Below are 16,560 nucleotides of genomic sequence, written 5' to 3'. Positions count from 1 at the left end.
ACGCGGCTGACGCCCTCCAGATGCGCCGGCAGCTCACCGATCAGCAGCTCCGGCCCGACGCTGCAGGCGCGCAGCTTGGAGTGGGCCAGCCACAGGTAGTTGAAGCGCTCGGTGATATGGTCGGAGAACTCGTTGCCCAGAGCGTAGCCGACCCGCCACGGGGTGCCGTCGGCGCCCACCAGGTAGAGCCCGGCGAGCTCCGGCTCCTCGCCAGCATCTTCGGCGAAGGTGGGCACCGGGAGGGCGGCCTCGGGGGCCACGATACAGTCGCCGTCGCCCTTGTAGAACCACTCCGGCTGGGCGCCGGTTTCACCGGCCGCGGGCTTGCCGCCCTCCACGCCGAGTTTGAACATGCGCATGGAGTCGGTGAGTTCAGCTTCGCTGACCTGGGACTGGGCATGCATCGCCGAGCGGGTATCGGCACTGCCCAAGTGGGTCAGACCGGTGCCGGTGACCAGGCAGTGGGCCGGGTCGGGGTGAGTCAGCGGCGGCAGCAGACGCCGCTCGTCGACCAGCGGCTGGTAGTCGATCAGCGTATCGTCGAGGCGCGCCTCGACGACCTGACTGAGCAGCTGGCCGGAGTCGATGGCGATATGCGCCAGGGCGTAGGTGCCGCCGTCCACAGTGATGGGGCGAACGCTGTCGCTGCTCTCCACCATAGCCACCCGCAGCCGGTCCTGATCGAGGTATTGGATCAAGCGCATGCTATGCCTCACTCGATGATGTGAAATTGGTCGAAATATTTTTCGTTGAGCGTCAGGCCCAGGCCCGGCGTGTCGTCATCAAGATCGAGGAAGCCATTGACCGGCTCGGGATCGCCCTCGAACAGGTAATAGAACAGCTCATTGCCGATCTCGACGTCGTGGACCGGGAAGAACTCCGACATCGGCGAGGCCAGCGTCGACATGGTCAGGTGATAGTTGTGCATTTGACCAGCGTGAGGGATCACCGGCACGCTGAACGACTCGGCGATGGCGTTGATCTTGTGCGCGGCGGTGATGCCTCCGACCCGATTGGTGTCGTACTGGATGACCGAGACCGCTCGCTTCTCCAGTAACTGACGGAAGCCGTAAGAGGTGAACTCATGCTCGCCGCCGGAGATCGGGATGCTGGTGAGCCGATTGAGCTCGGCGTAGCCATCGATGTCGTCGGCCAGCACCGGCTCCTCGAGCCAGCGCGGCTCAAAGCGTTCCAGCTTGGGCAGCATGCGTTTGGCGTACTCGAGATTCCAGCCCATGTAGCACTCGAGCATCAGGTCGATATCGTCGCCGATCACCTCGCGCACTGCCGCCACGCTGTTGAGATTCTCACGCATCCCGGCGGGGCCATCCTTGGGGCCATAGCCAAAGCGCATCTTCATCGCCTGAAAGCCCTGGTCGAGATAGGACTGGGCCTCCTCCTGCATGCTCTTGAGGTCGGTCCGATAGAGCTTGGAGGCATAGCAGGGAATCTTCTCCTTGGTACGACCACCGAGCAGCTTGAACACCGGCTTACCCACCGCCTTGCCCATGAGATCCCAGATGGCGATGTCGACACCGGAGATCGCCGCCATGCCAATACCCTTGCGCCCCCAGGCGTGGGTCGAGCGGTACATGCGTTGCCACAGGTATTCGTAGTCGAAGGGGTCCTGCCCGATCACCAGCGGTGCCAGATACTGGTCGATGATCGCCTTGGCGATACGCGGTGCCAAGGCGACGTTACCAAGGCCGACAATACCGCTATCGGTCTCGACTTCGACAGTGGTCCAGCCGTGGAAACGGAAAGTGCCCATCGAGTCGCCACGGTCCCAGAGCTCATCCATGGCGTTGGAGCAGAAGTGCGGCTGGGCCGGCACGGTATGGCCCTTCCATTCGAATACGCGGGTACGGACACGGGTAATTTTCATTATGCTTTTCCTATCTCGAGAGGATAACGCTCAAGCGTGAGTGGCAAGACGCTGTTGGCGGAGGTTCCTGCCCATGCGGCTGGCAATGACGAACGCATTGCGCATCGGGCCGACATTGGCCTTGCCCTGCCCGGCGATGTCGAATGCCGTGCCGTGGGCGGGCGTGGCGATGGGGATCGGTAGACCACCCTGCACGGTGACGCCTTCCATGAACCCCAGCAGCTTGATGGCGATCTGCCCCTGGTCGTGGTACATGGTGACTACCGCGTCGAACTCGCCATCGCGGGCCTTGATAAACAGCGTGTCGGCAGGAAACGGACCACTGACCGGATAGCCTTGGGCGCGACACGTCTCGACGGCGGGCGCGATCACCTCGATCTCCTCGCGGCCGCAGGTACCGCCCTCGCCGGCATGTGGATTGAAGGCCGCCACGGCGACCCGCGGCGCGGTATTGCCGGCAAGTTGCAGGGAGTCGTAGATCAACCGACTGGCAGCGACGATGCGCTCCTCGGTAACGTAGTCGGCAGCCTCCTTGAGCGGGATATGCGAGGAGATGCGCGCCGTCCAGAGATTGCCCAAGGTATTGAACTCGCAGAAGTAACCGTCAACACCAAGGTAATCGGCGAAGAAGTGCAGCTCGTCTTCGTACTTGAGCCCGCCTTTTTTCATCGAAAACTTGTTGAGCGGCGCAAAACAGATGGCATCCACTTCTCCCGCGAGTGCTGCATCCATACAGCACGTCAACAGCGCCAGCACCGAGGCGCCACCAGCGGCGGTCTCCTCCGCGTAGCCGACCTCTCCCTCGGAAAGCGTATCCATCGGCAGGAACACTGGGCCGTGGTGCTGGCGCGCCTCCCCGAAGGTACCCACCTCGGGCAACTGATGGCTGATGCCAGCCACCCGCTGCCCCTCCTGCCACAGCCAGCGATCGCCGAGAAGCACGGTGTGGACGTCGCCGAAGAGATCGTCTTCATTAAATAATCTAGTCACCAGTTCTGGGCCGATGCCGGCCGGGTCGCCGAGAATGACGGCAATGACGGGGCGTGAATCGTTCATGGGTCGCTCCTGCTCAGTAGAAGAGGTCAACGAGGTAAAGAGGGATCGCCGGGATATAGGTCACCAGCAGCAAGACGATGAATAGCACCCCGATCATCGGCATATTGACCCGAGTGGTATTCCACATATCGGTCTTGGCGATAGAGCAGGCCGTCGCCAGCACCGAGGCAACCGGCGGCGTCTGCTGACCGATGGCCAGGTTGAGGGTGAGAATCAGGCCAAAGTGAATGGGGTCGATACCGATCTGATGCACCAATGGCATCACGATGGGGACCACCAGGATGATCGCCGCAGCACCGTGCAGGAACATACCGAGCAGCAATAACAGAATATTGAGCAGTGCCAATACCGCGATGGGGTTCTCGGTCAGCATGGTGATCTGCCGCGCCAGCTGCTGGGGTAACTGCATCTCGGTCAGGAACAGTCCCAGCACCGCGGACGTGGCGACCAGCAGCATCACCACGGCGGTCTGGATAACGCCCTCGTTGACCGCTCGATAGAGCATCTTCCAGTTGAACTCGCGGTAGATCAGCCCGCCAATGATGAGGGCGGCGAGCACCGCGATACCGGCGCCTTCGGTGGCGGTGACGAAACCGCCGAAGATCCCGCCCAGAATGATCACCGGCAGCAGCAGCGCCCAGGCGGCCTCCTTGAACGCCTTGCCCAACCGGGCCAGCGAGAACGCCTCTTCCCGCGGCAGGTCATACTTCACCGCATAGTAGTAACAGAAGCAGGCGAGCCCGAAGCCACCCAGGATGCCTGGGATGATTCCCGCCACGAAAAGCTGAACGATGGAGACTTCGGCGATAGCGCCATACAGGATCATCGACAGCGAGGGGGGGATGATCACCGCCAGCGAGGCCGAGGATGAGGTGATGGCGGCGGAGAACTCTGGATTGTACTTCTTGCGCTTCATCTCAGGGATCAGCACCGAGCCGGTAGCCGCCACATCGGCGACGGCGGAACCGGATATCTCGGCGAAGAACATCGACACCCCGACATTGACCATCGCCAGGCCGCCGCGCACGAAGCCGACCAGCGCCGTGACCAGGTTGATCAAACGTGTGGAAATACCCGAAGTGTTCATCAGCGCTCCGGCAAAGATGAACAACGGAATGGCGATCAGCGGGAAGTTGGTCGCGCCGTTGAACAGCGTCAGCGGCACATTGAGCAGATACTGCGGCCCCATATTGATATAGACACCAACGACACCCACCACGCCGATCGCAACGGCAATGGGTACATTGATCAGCACCAAGGCAAACAGCGCGGCGATAACGATCAGCAGAATCATGAACGGTTCTCCTTGAGATCTTCCTCGGCCAGGCGAATCGCCTCCTCGATAGCCTCATGCTCGCTGTCGACGCCGGCACGCATCTTCTTCCAAGCCTCGGGTAGCGTCAGGCATTCGCAGACAATAAACAGTGCCGCACTGATGGGTATTGCCGACTGGGTAACGGTCAGGCTGATGCTGGGTAGCGACACCAGGCGGTCCCAGGCCAGTATCTCGAGCACCTGGTAGCCGTAGTAGGCAATTACTGCGAAGAAGCCGATGACGATAACTTCGCTAATGATGAACAGAGCCATGCGCAGCGCAGGAGGTGCACTACTGACGATGCCAGGGAATCCCATATGCGCACGCTTGAGCGCTGCCAGGTTGGCGCCATAAAAGGTCAACCAGGCCAACCCGATGGAAGCGACCTCGTCATACCAGGCGATCGAACTACCAAAGGTGCGAAACGCGACGGCAGCGAGAACGATGGAGGTAAGGGCTAACAGCAGAAAAACGGTGAACACTTCCAACAGCTTTTCCAGCAGATAGCGTATGCGGTCAATCAGGACCATGGTGTTGCTCTCTTGCGGAAGAAGGAGGGCGCCCGTGGGGCGCCCGGATGAGTCAAGGATTAGTCGTCGCTCAGCGCCATGGCCCGATCCACCAGCGCTTGGCCACCATCGACCTGCTCCGCGAACACCTCATATACGGGAGTGCTAGCATCAATGAACGCATCGCGATCAATGTCGTTGATCTCAACGCCTGCTTCACGCATGGTCTCGAGCAGTTCCTCGTCGAGCTCGGCGCCCCGGGCAAATGCCCACGCCTGGGTTTCGGCTGCCGCCTCACTGATCGCTTCGCGAACTTCGTCCGAGAATTGGTTCCATCCACCTTGTCCGGCGGTCAGCCAGATAGGGGTATAGACGTGATTGGAGAGCGACAGATACTTCTGTACTTCATGCAGCCGCGCACCGTAGATATTGCTGAGCGGATTTTCCTGGCCATCGATAACACCGGTTTGCAGGCCAACGAAGACTTCCGAGAACGCCATCGGTGTGGGGTTAGCCCCCCATGTGGAGAACATCCGGGTACGCCAGTCACTCTGTGGCGTGCGAATCCTTAGACCATCAAGGTCATCTGGAGTGGTAATGGCTCGGCGACTGTTGGTGATATGGCGGAAGCCATTTTCCCAGGTAGAGACGATTTTCAGCCCCCGCTGTTCGGCACTCTCCGCTAGTTCTGTCATGACGATCTCATCATCGATGCGCTTGAGATGATCGCGGTCCTTGACCAGATAGGGCAGATCGAAGAGAGCAAAGTCCGGTGAGACAGACGACATGATCGAGGAAATCGCGGCAAGATCCACGGTTCCCATGCGTAGACGCTGAATCAGCTGGCGTTCATCTCCCAACTGGCCGCTGTCGTAGTAGTCGATCTGGACATCGTCTCCCAGCCGCTCCTGGAGGCGGCGGGTGAATTCCTGGGCAGTCTGCCCTTGTAGGCTCTGGGGTGAGCCACCGATGGCAAAGACGATCTTGTCTTTATCTGCCTGAACCTGGGTTGCGACGACGGCAAGCGTCAGGGCGCTTGCGCCGAGGAGATGTTTGAGCATGGCGTGTTCCTTCTTATTGTCGATTGGCGTGATATCGGTGGTTTCGCTTATCTGGTCTGCTGGTTGGCTTACCAGACCAGTTGAAAAGCAATCTAGATTCACTAGCACCCAAGCGTCAAGCCGCCTGATCAAAATTTAGACTTTTGTCTAGTCAGTGATGGTTTATGGAAAACCGCCCCCGTTTTGGTCTAGCATATAGACCAGTTAGCAAGAGACGACGTTAATGGACAATCCAGCATTCGCCTTCGAGAAGGCGCTCAAGAATAAGACCAAGAAGGACATTCTGGCCGAGAAGCTGGTCGATATGATGTTGACGGGGTTGCTGCGCGAGGGCGATGTACTGCCCAGCGAGCGCGAGCTCGCCCAGCTTTTCGAGGTCAGCAGGGAAACCGTACGCGGCGCGCTTGCTCAGTTGACGGCTTATGGCCTGATCAGCGTCTCGCACGGCAGCAAGACCCGCATCAGTGCCGACGAGCGTGCGCTTATACGCTTCGGGGAAACTCACGAGGGGGTCGCCAAGACAAGCGAGATCGAGCACTACGACGTGGACTGCGTATTCGAGAGCCGTATCGTGGTCGAGGCCGCTATCGCCCGGCGTGCGGCGATTAGAATCGACGCCGAGGGGATTCAGAAGCTGGAGCGGATGCTCGACGCTCAAAGCAAGCTGTTCGACTCACCGGTGTACTTCCAGCTCTCGGATCAGAGCTTCCACAAACTGATCTCGGAGTACGCCCACAACGCCCTTCTCGTGCGTTACGCCGGGGAGCTATACGATTACGGCCTCAATATTCGCCGCCAGGTAATGGTCGAGGAGGGTGCTGTCGAGCGCAGTTACCGGGAGCACGTACATATCGTCGACGCCTTGCGCCGCAGCGACCCCGATGCTGCGGAGCGCGCCATGCTCGCGCACCTGGACAGCGTCTACCGCACCACCAAGGACAAGCTCGCTTGCAGCTAACAGGCCTAGTTCAGGCGAGCCCCCCGAAGCGATACTGCAGCAGCGTCAGCGCCACCACCGGGGCGGTCTCGGTGCGCAGAATACGCGGCCCGAGGGTGAGAGGGGAGAAATCCGCCTGCAGGGCGGCGTCGACCTCGGCCGCCGAGAGGCCACCTTCAGGGCCGATCAGCAGTGCCGCGCGGGTTGCAGCGCGAGTGTCGGCAAAGGCGCCGTCGGTAGCCGGATGCAGCACCAGGCGCAGCGCCTCGTCGCGGGCCGCCAGCCAGTCGCCGAGCGGCTGGGGCGGGTGCACCGGCGGCACGCTGGCGCGGCCGCACTGCTCGCAGGCGCTCACCGCCACCGCCTGCCAGTGGGCGAGCTTCTTGGCTTCGCGCTCGCCCTTGAGGCGCACGTCGCCGTGCTCGGTATACAGCGGCGTTATCGCGGCCACCCCCAGCTCGACGGACTTCTGAATGGCGTAGTCCATGCGGTCGCCCTTGGAGATCGCCTGGCCCAGATGCACCGCCAGCGGCGACTCGCCGCGCCCGGGAGCGATGGCCTCGATGCGCGCCACCACCCGTTTGCGCTCCACCTCGACCAGCACCGCCTCGGCCTCCTGTCCACGCCCGTCGAACAGCGCCAGCCACTCGCCGGGGCGCATGCGCAGCACCCGGCCGACGTGGCGCGCCGGGCCTTCGGGCAGAACGACGTCGCCGCCGACGGTGAAGTCGGCGGCGACGTGGATGCGCGGGCCGCTCATCGAGCCGCTCCGCGAGTCACGAGCAGGTGCATGGGCCCTTACTGCGTGGTTTCGCTGGCCTGCTGGGCCTCGCGCTTCTTCTTCTGGGCGTAGATCGCCTCGAAGTTGACCGGCGCCAGCATCAGCGGCGGGAAGCCACCGCGGTTGACCAGGTTATCGATGCACTCGCGGGCGTAAGGGAACAGCACATTGGGGCAGAAGGCGCCCAGGGTGTGCTCGAGCTGCTGCCCTTCGATACCGGCAATGCGGAACAGGCCCGCCTGCTCGATCTCGGCCAGGAACGAAGTGTTGCCGGTCTCGCTATGCTTGACCTCGGCGGTGACCTTGACCACCACCTCATACAGGTCTTCGCTGACCTGGCTGCTCGAGGTGTTGAGATCGAGGCCCACCTTGGGCTTGAACGGCTGCTGAAACACAGCCGGCGCATTGGGCGACTCGAAGGAGATATCCTTGACGTAGATACGCTGCAGAGAGAATTTCAGCTGGGGCTTTTCCTGATCGCCGGCAGCGGCAGCGCCTTGGGCGTTGCTGGCCGCAGGTTGATTGTTGTCTTCCGCCATGAGAAGGGTCCTTGACGTCTGTTGCGTGTGAAATGTGAGTAGCGCAGCTTACTTCTTGACCACCGGCATGCCATCGGCCTGCCACTGGGTCATGCCGCCCTTGAGCTTGAAGGCGCGCTCGAAGCCGGCCTTCTCCAGCTTGGCCTGGGCGGCGCCGGATGACTGGCCGTGCTTGCAGGCCACGATGATCGGCTTATTCTTCGACTTTTCCAATTCGCTGAGGCGATTGTCGAGCTTGCTCTGGGGGATGTTGCGCGCCCCGGCAATATGCCCGGCCTTGAACTCGTTGGCCTCGCGGATATCGACCACCACGGCGTCTTCGCGGTTGATCAACTGGGTCGCCTCGCTGGCCGAGACACCGCTCTTGCTGCTGCCTCTTACTTCATAGGCGATCCAGGCGGTCAGTACCAACAGGAACGCCCCCACCAGCAGCGGGTGGTTCTGCACGAATTCAAAGAGCTGGTCGATCATGGGTCCGGATAACTCTTGTTGGGTAACGGTAGCGCCGAGCGGCGCCCAGTATACACAAGCTGCAAGATAACGTCTGCGCAGGGCGGCGCCGGCACCAGAGCTTTAGCAGCTAACGGCACCGCTCAGGGCGGTCGCGGTTGCACCCAAGCGAAGGACGCCGGGGACAGGCCGAAGAGGAGGTGTCGATGCCATGGATGGCATCGGTAGCGCCCAGGGATGGTTTACAGCGCCTCCTCGCAGGCCTGTCGACGGATCAGTCCGAGCGAGACCGCTTCCAGTATTAGCCCTGCCGCCAGGCTGACGCCCGACGCGGCTGTGCGATATGATGCCCCAAGGAGCCGTGAGTCGCGACCCCGGGACGCCATATCGCCACCGGGCCACGACCCTTATCAATGAGGCCAACTGCATGTCTGATGCTACACCGCGCCCCGTCGCGCTGATCATCCTCGATGGCTACGGCCATAACGAGGCCCTCGAGGCCAACGCCGTCGCCGCCGCGGATACCCCGGTGATGGACCGCCTGCAGCGCGACTGCCCCAGCAGCCTGATCCACACCGACGGCAAGTACGTCGGCCTGCCCGAGGGCCAGATGGGCAACTCCGAGGTCGGCCATATGAACCTCGGCGCCGGGCGCATCGTCTATCAGGACTTCACGCGCATCACCAAGGCCATCGAGGACGGCGATCTCGACCACCATGCCGCCCTGACCCGGCCCATCGACGACGCCGTGGAGGCCCAGCGCGCCGTACACCTGCTCGGCCTGCTGTCGCCGGGCGGCGTGCACAGCCATGAAGACCATATTATCGCCATGGCCGAGCTGGCCGCACGGCGCGGCGCCCAGCGCATCTACGTGCACGCCTTCCTCGACGGCCGCGACATGCCGCCCAAGAGCGCGCTGGCCTCCATCGAGCGTGTCAACGAACGGCTCTCCGAACTGGTCGGCGCCGACCATGGCTTTATCGCCTCGGTGATCGGTCGCTACTATGCCATGGACCGCGATAACCGCTGGGATCGTGTCGAGAAAGCCTATCGGCTGATCACCGAAGGCGTCGGCGAATTCGACAGCGTGAGTGCCGAGGTGGCGCTACGCGACGCCTACCAGCGTAACGAAACCGACGAGTTCGTCAGCGCTACCAGCATTCGTCCCAACAACCTCCCGGTGGTCACCGAAGACGGCGACGCCGCGATCTTCATGAACTTCCGCGCCGACCGCGCCCGCGAGCTGACCCGCGCCTTCGTCGAGGAGGGGTTCGACGGCTTCACGCGACGCACCCGACCACAGCTCGCCGGCGATGGCCTGGTGATGCTGACCCAGTACGCCGCCGACATCCCGGCGCCCGCCGCCTTTCCGCCCGTGGCGTTGACCAATACCCTGGGCGAGGTGGTTGCCGCCCGCGGCCTGACCCAGCTACGCATCGCCGAGACAGAGAAGTACCCCCACGTGACCTTCTTCTTCTCCGGCGGCCAGGAGAGCGAGTATCCCGGCGAGACCCGTATCCTGGTGCCGTCGCCGCGGGACGTGAAGACCTATGACGAGAAGCCCGAGATGAGCGCCTATGAGCTCACCGACAAGCTGGTGGCCGCCATCGAGTCCGGCGCCCATGACCTGATCATCTGCAACTACGCCAACGGCGACATGGTCGGCCACACCGGCGACTTCAACGCAGCGGTCAAGGCCATCGAGACGGTCGACATCTGTCTCGGCCGGGTGGTCGAGGCGATCCAGCGCGCCGGCGGCGCCTGTCTGGTCACCGCCGACCATGGCAACGCTGAGCAGATGGTCGACCCTGAGACCGGCAACCCGCACACCGCGCATACCACCTTTGAGGTGCCGCTGGTGTATGTCGGTTCACGCGCCGTCACCCTGCAGGACGACGGCAGCCTGTGCGACCTGGCGCCGACGCTGCTGGCGATGATGGGCCAGGCGGTTCCCGAGGAGATGACCGGGCGCGTGCTGATCGACAATGCATGAGGCATAGCATGCGGCGCAGCGCCCTGTATGGCCTGGCGGCACTGTTCGCCGGGCTGCTGCTCAGCCTGGCACCCGCCAGCCACGCCAGCGAAGGTAGCGAACGCCGCGCCCAGGAGCGCCTCGACGCCATCGGCAGCGAGATCCAGGCCGTGTCACAGCGCCTCACGGCGACCCGCGAGGACCGCGATGACGCCGACCGCGAGCTGCGCGAGGTCGAGACCGCGCTGGCCGAGACCCACCGGCGTCTCGACGCGCTTCAAGCCGAGCGCCGAGAGGTCGCCGATGAGATCGACGAACTCGAGCGCCAGCGCGGCATCCTCGAAGCCGAGCGGGACGCCCAGCTCGACGCGCTGGCCACTCAGCTCGAGGCGCTCTATCGACTAGGCCACACCCCACAGCTCAAGCTGCTGCTCAATCAGGACGACCCGGCACGCCTCGACCGCCTCCAGACCTACCTCAACCACCTGAGCCGGGCGCGCAACGAACGTCTCGACGCCATCGCCGCCCTCGAAGAGCACCTCGCCGATAACCAGGCGTCGCTGGATGCCCGCGACGCCGAGCTTACCGCCCTGGGCGACGAGCTGGCCGAGCGCAGCGCAGCGCTGGCCGAGCAAGTGCAGGAGCGCGAGGCGCTGGTGGCCTCGCTCGACGCTCGCTATACCAGCGAACAGCAGCGCCTGGACCGCCTCGACCGCGATCGCGACGACGCCGAACGGGTGCTGCAGCAGGTCCGCGAGGAGATGGCGCGCCTCTCGGAGCCGCCGCCCTCCACCGCCATCGCCGAAACCCAGGGCGATCTACCCTGGCCGGTACAGGGCTCGGTGACCTCGAGTTTCGGCCGAGGCGACGGCATCAGCCGCAACGGCATGCTGATCCAGGCCAGCGAGGGCACACCGGTTCATGCCGTGCACAGCGGCCGCGTGGTCTTCGCCGACTGGATGCGCGGTTTCGGCAATCTGCTGATCGTCGATCACGGCGACCAGGTCATGACGTTGCACGCCCATCTGCAGCACTTCACCGCCGAGGTCGGCAGCGCCGTATCGCGCGGCGATGAGCTCGGTGCGGTAGGCAACAGCGGCGGCCATGGCCGGGCCGCACTCTACTTCGAGGTGCGCCGCAACGGCGAACCGATCGATCCTCAGGGCTGGATCGCACAACGCTGAGGAAATGTGGTCATAAGGCCACTGTGGATTCACCGACGGCCCAGCGGCTATGCTGGTCATCTCCATCGGCGTGCGCTGGTGCCGTCTCTTACCTGCGGATCGGAGTCATCATGCTCGACACTGCTTTCAAACCCCTGATCGCCCTGGCCGCCTCGCTGGCGCTGCTGGCGATGCCCCTGCACGCCACGGCGGCCAACAGCACGCCGGGCAACGAGCTGCCGATCGAGGACGTCCAGACCTTCGCCGAGATCTTCGAGCGCATCAAACGCGCCTACGTCGACGAGGTCGATGACAGCACCCTGCTGCGCAACGCCATGCGCGGCATGCTCAGCGAGCTCGATCCGCACTCCGCCTACCTTGACCAGGAAGAGTTTCGCAGCTTGCGCGAATCGACCCAGGGTGAGTTTGGCGGTATCGGCATCGAAGTCGGCATGGAAGATGGCCAGCTGACGGTGATCACCCCCATCGATGACACCCCTGCGTCCCGCGCCGGCCTGCAGTCCCGCGACCTGATCATTCGCGTCGAGGGGCAGTCCACCGACCGCATGTCACTACAGGAGGCGGTCAACCTGATGCGCGGCGAGGCCGGCACCGAGCTCGAGATCACCATCCAGCGGCGCGGCGAAGATAGTCCGCGGGAGTTCACCCTGACCCGCGAGGTGATCCGCAGCGAGAGCGTGCGCAGCGAGCTGCTCGAGCCCGGCTACGGCTATCTGCGGGTCAGCCAGTTCCAGAACCGCACCGGCGAGCAGGTCCGCCAGGCACTGGCACGCATGGAAGCCGACGCGCCCCTCGACGGCCTGGTACTCGACCTGCGCAACAACCCCGGCGGCGTGCTGCAGGCGGCAGTAGCGGTCTCCGACGTCTTCCTCGACAGCGGGCTGATCGTCTACACCGAGGGCCGCCTGGCCGACAGCGAGCTGAGCTTCTCCGCCAACCGCGACACCGCCGCCCCGGACGTGCCGCTGGTGGTACTGATCAACGGCGGCAGCGCCTCGGCGGCGGAGATCGTCGCCGGCGCGCTGCAGGATCAGCGCCGCGGCGTGGTAATGGGCACCGAGAGCTTCGGCAAGGGCTCGGTGCAGCAGGTCATGCCGCTGGGCAACGGTGACGGCCTCAAGCTGACCACCGCGCTCTACTACACGCCTAACGGCCGCTCGATTCAGGCCCAGGGCATCGTGCCCGACGTGGAGGTAGTACGCGGTCGCCTGGAAGTCACCGAGAGCAGCCGCCAACTGCGTGAAGCCGACCTTGAGGGCCACCTGCGCTCGCGGGAAGAGACCCGTGAACGCAGCGCCGGCAGCGAACGGCTGCGCGACGACTACCAGCTCAACGAGGCACTTAACCTGCTCAAGGCACTCAACGTGGTCGGCCAGCGCCGCTCTGCAGCGGGCTAAGCCATAACGAGATCCGGGCTTGGCGGTTAACCGCCAAGCCCGGATTTGCTTACGACACCACGTGTTTCAGCCATTGCTCGCCTTGCCTTCCAGCCAGGCACGGATGATCTGACGGTGGCGCTCACGGCCGTAACTGGGGAAGTGGCCGCCGTGGACCACGCTTACCGGCAGGTCGTATAGCCGCCGCATCGAGCGCTCATAGTCGGCGGCGTTGGCGTGGTAGGTGTCCTCGATCAGCGGCCCGTCGTAGACGATATCGCCGGAGAACAGGATCCCGCTGCGCGCCTCCCACAGGGCGATGCCGCCGGGGGAGTGCCCCGGGGTATGGATCACCTCGAAGACCCGGTCGCCGAGGTCGATCACGTCGCCATCCTCTACCAGCCGGGTGGCGGGCGCCGCCTTGACGGCGTAGGTGGTGGCGGCAAAGGGAAACGGCGGCAGCCGGTCGAAGATCGCCTCGCTGACGTAGGGGTCGGCCAGGGTCGCGCGCCGCCCGGGGCTGGCGAGGATATCCGCCTCGGCGCGGTGCACCACCCGCTCCTCGAATTCGTGGTGGCAGCCGATATGGTCGAAGTGGGTGTGGCTGGCCACCGCGGTCAAGGAGCGTTCGGTGACCAGCGGCACCCACTCGCGCAGCGACACCACGCCCATGCCGCTGTCCACCAGCATGTCGCGGTCGCGGCCGCGCACATGCCAGATATTGCAGCGGTAGAAGGCCTGGATAAAGGGCTCTTCGATATGCGTAACGTCATCCCCCACGCGGCGCGTGGTGTACCACGCCTCGGGACGCACACGCTGGCTCATAACGACACCTCTTGGTCAGCGAAGATGCTCAGTCGTGCCGGATCCACCGATAGCGCCAGCCGCTGCCCAGGCTGCGGCTGCACCTCCGGCGGCAGGTGGGCGATCAGCGTCGTCTCGGCCTCATCCTCACAGTGTAGGTGGCAGCGGAAGTGGGTACCGAAGAAGGCGCTATCGCCGACGCGGGCGCTGCCCAGCGACCAGCCCTCGGTCCCGCTGCGGATCTGCTCGGGACGCAGGCAGACGGTAAAGGGACCGTCGCCGCTGAGCGTCTCAGCGGGGATCAGCGACCCAAGCGGCGTCTCCAGCCCCTGTGCGCTGCGCGTCGCCGGGATCCGGTTGGTCTCACCCATGAAGTTGGCGGCGAACAGGCTGGCGGGCCGCTGATAGACCCGCTCCGGCGGGCCCAGGTCCTCGATCCGGCCGCGATTCATCACCACGATGCGGTCGGCGATGGCCATCGCCTCCTCCTGATCGTGGGTGACGTGGATAAAGGTGGTGCCGAACTCGCGCTGCAGGCTCTTGAGTTCATCCTGCATGGTACGGCGCAGCTTGAGGTCCAGCGCGCCCAGCGGCTCATCCAGCAGCAGTACATCCGGCTCCACCGCCAAGGCCCGCGCCAGGGCCACCCGCTGGCGCTGGCCGCCGGACAGCTCATGGGGGCGTTTGCCGGCATCGCCAGGCAGTCCGACGAGTTCCAGCAGACGCTCGGCGCGTGCGTGGCGTTCGTGCCGGGCCATACCGCGCATACGTAGGCCGAAGGCGACGTTGTCGCGCAAGGTCATGTGCGGAAACAGCGCATAGTCCTGAAACATGGTGGTGGTGGGCCGCTTGGCCGGCGCCACCCCGGTCATATCGCGGCCAGCGATCTTCACCGCGCCCTGGGTGGGCACGATAAAGCCGCCCAGAATCGACAGCAGGGTGGTCTTGCCGCAGCCCGACGGGCCCAGCAGCACGATGTACTCCCCCGCGGCGATCTCCAGGTCGATATCGTGCAGGGCGCGAAAGTCCTGAAAGTCGTGGCACAGCGACTCGATGGTAATGGGTGCAGTCATGAGCGGCGCCTTCCGAAAATGAACAGTTCGAGTAGCAGCACGATGGCGGCCGAGCCGAGGAACACGATGCTGCCGATGGCATTGGTCTTGGATGACAGTCCTGAGCGCAGCAGACTCCAGATCTCTACCGGCAGGGTCACCTCGAAGCGGGTGAGCAGGAAGGCGATCACGAACTCGTCCCAGCTAAGCGTCATGGCCAGGAAGAAGGCGGCCAGGATCGCCGGTGCCAGCATCGGCACGGTGACCTGGGTAATCACCCGGGCCTCGTTGGCGCCAAGATCACGGGCCGCGCGCTCGATGTTCTGCTGCTGGGCACCCATCGAGGCGTAGATGATGGCAAAGCAGAGCGGCAGATTGATCACCACATGGCCGATGCCCGCCGCCCACAGCGACAGCCCGATGCCAAGCTGATTGAAGACGATCAGCAGGCCCAGCCCGACGATCAGATAGCTGACCGTCATCGGCGCAATCAACAGCCCGCGCAGCCACAGCGACCCCGGCAGCACGTGGCGCGCCAGGCCGTAGGCGGCCAGGAAGCCCAGCACACAAGCGGTCAGCGACGAGCCCACCGCCACCATCAGCGAATGCCCCAGCGCCGCCATCAGCCGCCGGTCGCCGAGCACCTCGCCGTACCAGCGCAGGGTCGGCCCCTCGAAGGGCGGCAGCGGCAGGCTGCCATCCTTGAACGAGAACAGCACCAGCGACGCCACCGGCAGATAGATAAAGGCGAAGGCCAGAAACAGGTAGCCCCATTGCAGTGTTCGCATGCTCACACCCTGTCCAGTCGTAGCCAGCGCGCGCAGGCCAGGTAGGCCAGGGTCACCAGCCCCATCAGCACGATGGAGAGCGCCGCGGCCAGCGGGAAGTCGCCGCGCCGCCCGAGCTGCACCATGATCACCTGGGGCACCGTCAGCTCATTGTTGCCACCGAGAATCTGCGGCGTGATGTAGTCGCCGATGCACAGCACGAAGGTCAGGAAGGCGCCCACCATGATGCCCGGCAGGGTCAGCGGCAGAATCACGTGACGAAACGCCTGCCAGCCACTGGCGCCGAGGTCGGTGGCGGCGCGTCGGTAGTTGGGCGATAGCTGCACCAGGTTGGCGAAGATGGTCAGCGTCAGCAGCATCACGAAGAAGTGCACGAAGCCGGTCACGGTGGCGAAACGCGTACTCGCCATCTGCAGCGGCTCGGCGATCACCCCCAGCGACATCAGCGCCTTGTTGACGATGCCCTCCCGGGACAGCACCAGCAGCCAGGAGTAGGAGCGCACCACATAGGAGGTCCAGAACGGCAGAATCGCCAGCAGCAGTACCAGCCGCTGCCAGCGCGGCGGCACCCGAAAGGCGATGATCCAGGCCAGCGGATAGGCCAGCAGGACCGAGATCAGCGTCACCGTCAGGGTGATCTGCAGCGACACGACAATGGCGCCGGCCAGGAACGACTGGCCGAACAGGCGCCGGTAGTTGGCGAGGTCAAAGCCCCAGATCAGCTCGCGGCCCTCCAGGGTCGCCAGGCTCATCGCCAGCATGATGGCGAAGGGCGCCACGAAGAAGGCCAGCGTCCAGAACAGGGCCGGGGTCACGAAACCCCAGCCGCGTAGCGTGTTGGATATCGCCAT

17 protein-coding genes are annotated in these 16,560 nt (G+C 64.1%); 4 read left to right on the top strand and 13 right to left on the bottom strand.

Annotated features, from left to right (window positions below; all coding sequences use genetic code 11):
- The 6 genes from araD1 to IEI94_RS14615 all read right to left on the bottom strand — a co-directional run.
- Nucleotides 1-704 (bottom strand): AraD1 family protein (gene araD1, locus IEI94_RS14640; RefSeq protein ID WP_191169612.1); only part of this gene is annotated, 704 nt, incomplete at its 3' end.
- A gap of 8 nt (nt 705-712) precedes the next feature.
- Entirely contained in the window at nt 713-1,885 is a 1,173-nt protein-coding gene (locus IEI94_RS14635) for an L-rhamnonate dehydratase (RefSeq protein WP_191168021.1), read from the bottom strand.
- 30 nt (nt 1,886-1,915) lie between these two features.
- Nucleotides 1,916-2,941, bottom strand: a complete 1,026-nt coding sequence (locus tag IEI94_RS14630) for a 4-hydroxythreonine-4-phosphate dehydrogenase PdxA (RefSeq protein ID WP_191168020.1) — start codon at nt 2,939-2,941, stop codon at nt 1,916-1,918.
- A gap of 13 nt (nt 2,942-2,954) precedes the next feature.
- Complete coding sequence (locus IEI94_RS14625; RefSeq protein ID WP_191168019.1) at nt 2,955-4,235, bottom strand: TRAP transporter large permease; 1,281 nt, start codon at nt 4,233-4,235, stop codon at nt 2,955-2,957.
- The gene (locus IEI94_RS14620; RefSeq protein WP_191168018.1) at nt 4,232-4,786 is read right to left on the bottom strand and encodes a TRAP transporter small permease; all 555 of its coding nucleotides are present in this window, start codon (nt 4,784-4,786) and stop codon (nt 4,232-4,234) included. Before IEI94_RS14620 ends, IEI94_RS14625 begins: the two co-directional genes overlap by 4 nt.
- A gap of 59 nt (nt 4,787-4,845) precedes the next feature.
- Nucleotides 4,846-5,826, bottom strand: a complete 981-nt coding sequence (locus tag IEI94_RS14615) for a TRAP transporter substrate-binding protein (RefSeq protein WP_191168017.1) — start codon at nt 5,824-5,826, stop codon at nt 4,846-4,848.
- A 223-nt stretch (nt 5,827-6,049) separates the two neighbouring features.
- On the opposite strand from IEI94_RS14615, the gene IEI94_RS14610 reads away from it, so the two are divergent.
- Complete coding sequence (locus tag IEI94_RS14610) at nt 6,050-6,784, top strand: FadR/GntR family transcriptional regulator (protein ID WP_191168016.1); 735 nt, start codon at nt 6,050-6,052, stop codon at nt 6,782-6,784.
- Nucleotides 6,785-6,794: 10 nt separating this feature from the next.
- Here the strand turns inward: IEI94_RS14610 and IEI94_RS14605 are convergent, their stop codons facing one another.
- The 3 genes from IEI94_RS14605 to IEI94_RS14595 are packed head-to-tail and all read right to left on the bottom strand — an operon-like array spanning nt 6,795 to nt 8,554.
- On the bottom strand, nt 6,795-7,523 hold the full coding sequence (locus tag IEI94_RS14605) for a 16S rRNA (uracil(1498)-N(3))-methyltransferase (protein WP_191168015.1): 729 nt from the start codon (nt 7,521-7,523) through the stop codon (nt 6,795-6,797).
- A 38-nt stretch (nt 7,524-7,561) separates the two neighbouring features.
- On the bottom strand, nt 7,562-8,083 hold the full coding sequence (secB, locus tag IEI94_RS14600; RefSeq protein WP_191168014.1) for a protein-export chaperone SecB: 522 nt from the start codon (nt 8,081-8,083) through the stop codon (nt 7,562-7,564).
- A gap of 48 nt (nt 8,084-8,131) precedes the next feature.
- Nucleotides 8,132-8,554: a rhodanese-like domain-containing protein gene (locus tag IEI94_RS14595; RefSeq protein ID WP_191168013.1), complete on the bottom strand. Its 423-nt coding sequence runs from the start codon at nt 8,552-8,554 to the stop codon at nt 8,132-8,134.
- 406 nt (nt 8,555-8,960) lie between these two features.
- On the opposite strand from IEI94_RS14595, the gene gpmI reads away from it, so the two are divergent.
- The 3 genes from gpmI to IEI94_RS14580 all read left to right on the top strand — a co-directional run bounded on the left by gpmI (nt 8,961) and on the right by IEI94_RS14580 (nt 13,086).
- Complete coding sequence (gpmI, locus tag IEI94_RS14590; RefSeq protein ID WP_191168012.1) at nt 8,961-10,526, top strand: 2,3-bisphosphoglycerate-independent phosphoglycerate mutase; 1,566 nt, start codon at nt 8,961-8,963, stop codon at nt 10,524-10,526.
- A gap of 8 nt (nt 10,527-10,534) precedes the next feature.
- Nucleotides 10,535-11,689, top strand: a complete 1,155-nt coding sequence (locus tag IEI94_RS14585; RefSeq protein ID WP_224750153.1) for a murein hydrolase activator EnvC family protein — start codon at nt 10,535-10,537, stop codon at nt 11,687-11,689.
- Between the two features lie 110 nt (nt 11,690-11,799).
- Nucleotides 11,800-13,086, top strand: coding sequence for a S41 family peptidase (locus IEI94_RS14580; RefSeq protein ID WP_191168010.1), 1,287 nt, complete (start codon nt 11,800-11,802; stop codon nt 13,084-13,086).
- Between the two features lie 66 nt (nt 13,087-13,152).
- On the opposite strand, the gene IEI94_RS14575 is transcribed toward IEI94_RS14580, so the two are convergent.
- Genes IEI94_RS14575 through IEI94_RS14560 form a run of 4 tightly spaced genes read right to left on the bottom strand, consistent with a single transcriptional unit; the run spans nt 13,153 to nt 16,560 of the window.
- The gene (locus IEI94_RS14575) at nt 13,153-13,890 is read right to left on the bottom strand and encodes an MBL fold metallo-hydrolase (protein ID WP_191168009.1); all 738 of its coding nucleotides are present in this window, start codon (nt 13,888-13,890) and stop codon (nt 13,153-13,155) included.
- Nucleotides 13,887-14,942 (bottom strand): ABC transporter ATP-binding protein, encoded by a 1,056-nt coding sequence (locus IEI94_RS14570; protein ID WP_191168008.1) that lies wholly within the window; start codon nt 14,940-14,942, stop codon nt 13,887-13,889. Before IEI94_RS14570 ends, IEI94_RS14575 begins: the two co-directional genes overlap by 4 nt.
- Nucleotides 14,939-15,709 carry an ABC transporter permease gene (locus IEI94_RS14565; RefSeq protein WP_191168007.1) on the bottom strand — a complete coding sequence of 257 codons (771 nt, stop codon included), beginning with the start codon at nt 15,707-15,709 and terminating at the stop codon, nt 14,939-14,941. Before IEI94_RS14565 ends, IEI94_RS14570 begins: the two co-directional genes overlap by 4 nt.
- 2 nt (nt 15,710-15,711) lie before the next feature.
- Complete coding sequence (locus tag IEI94_RS14560) at nt 15,712-16,560, bottom strand: ABC transporter permease (RefSeq protein WP_191168006.1); 849 nt, start codon at nt 16,558-16,560, stop codon at nt 15,712-15,714.

It is taken from the genome of Halomonas sp. ML-15, assembly GCF_014779595.1.
Classification (GTDB): Bacteria; Pseudomonadota; Gammaproteobacteria; order Pseudomonadales; family Halomonadaceae; genus Franzmannia.
The sequence above is the reverse complement of the archived record's forward strand: the minus strand, read 5'-3'. Positions and strand labels throughout refer to the sequence as shown.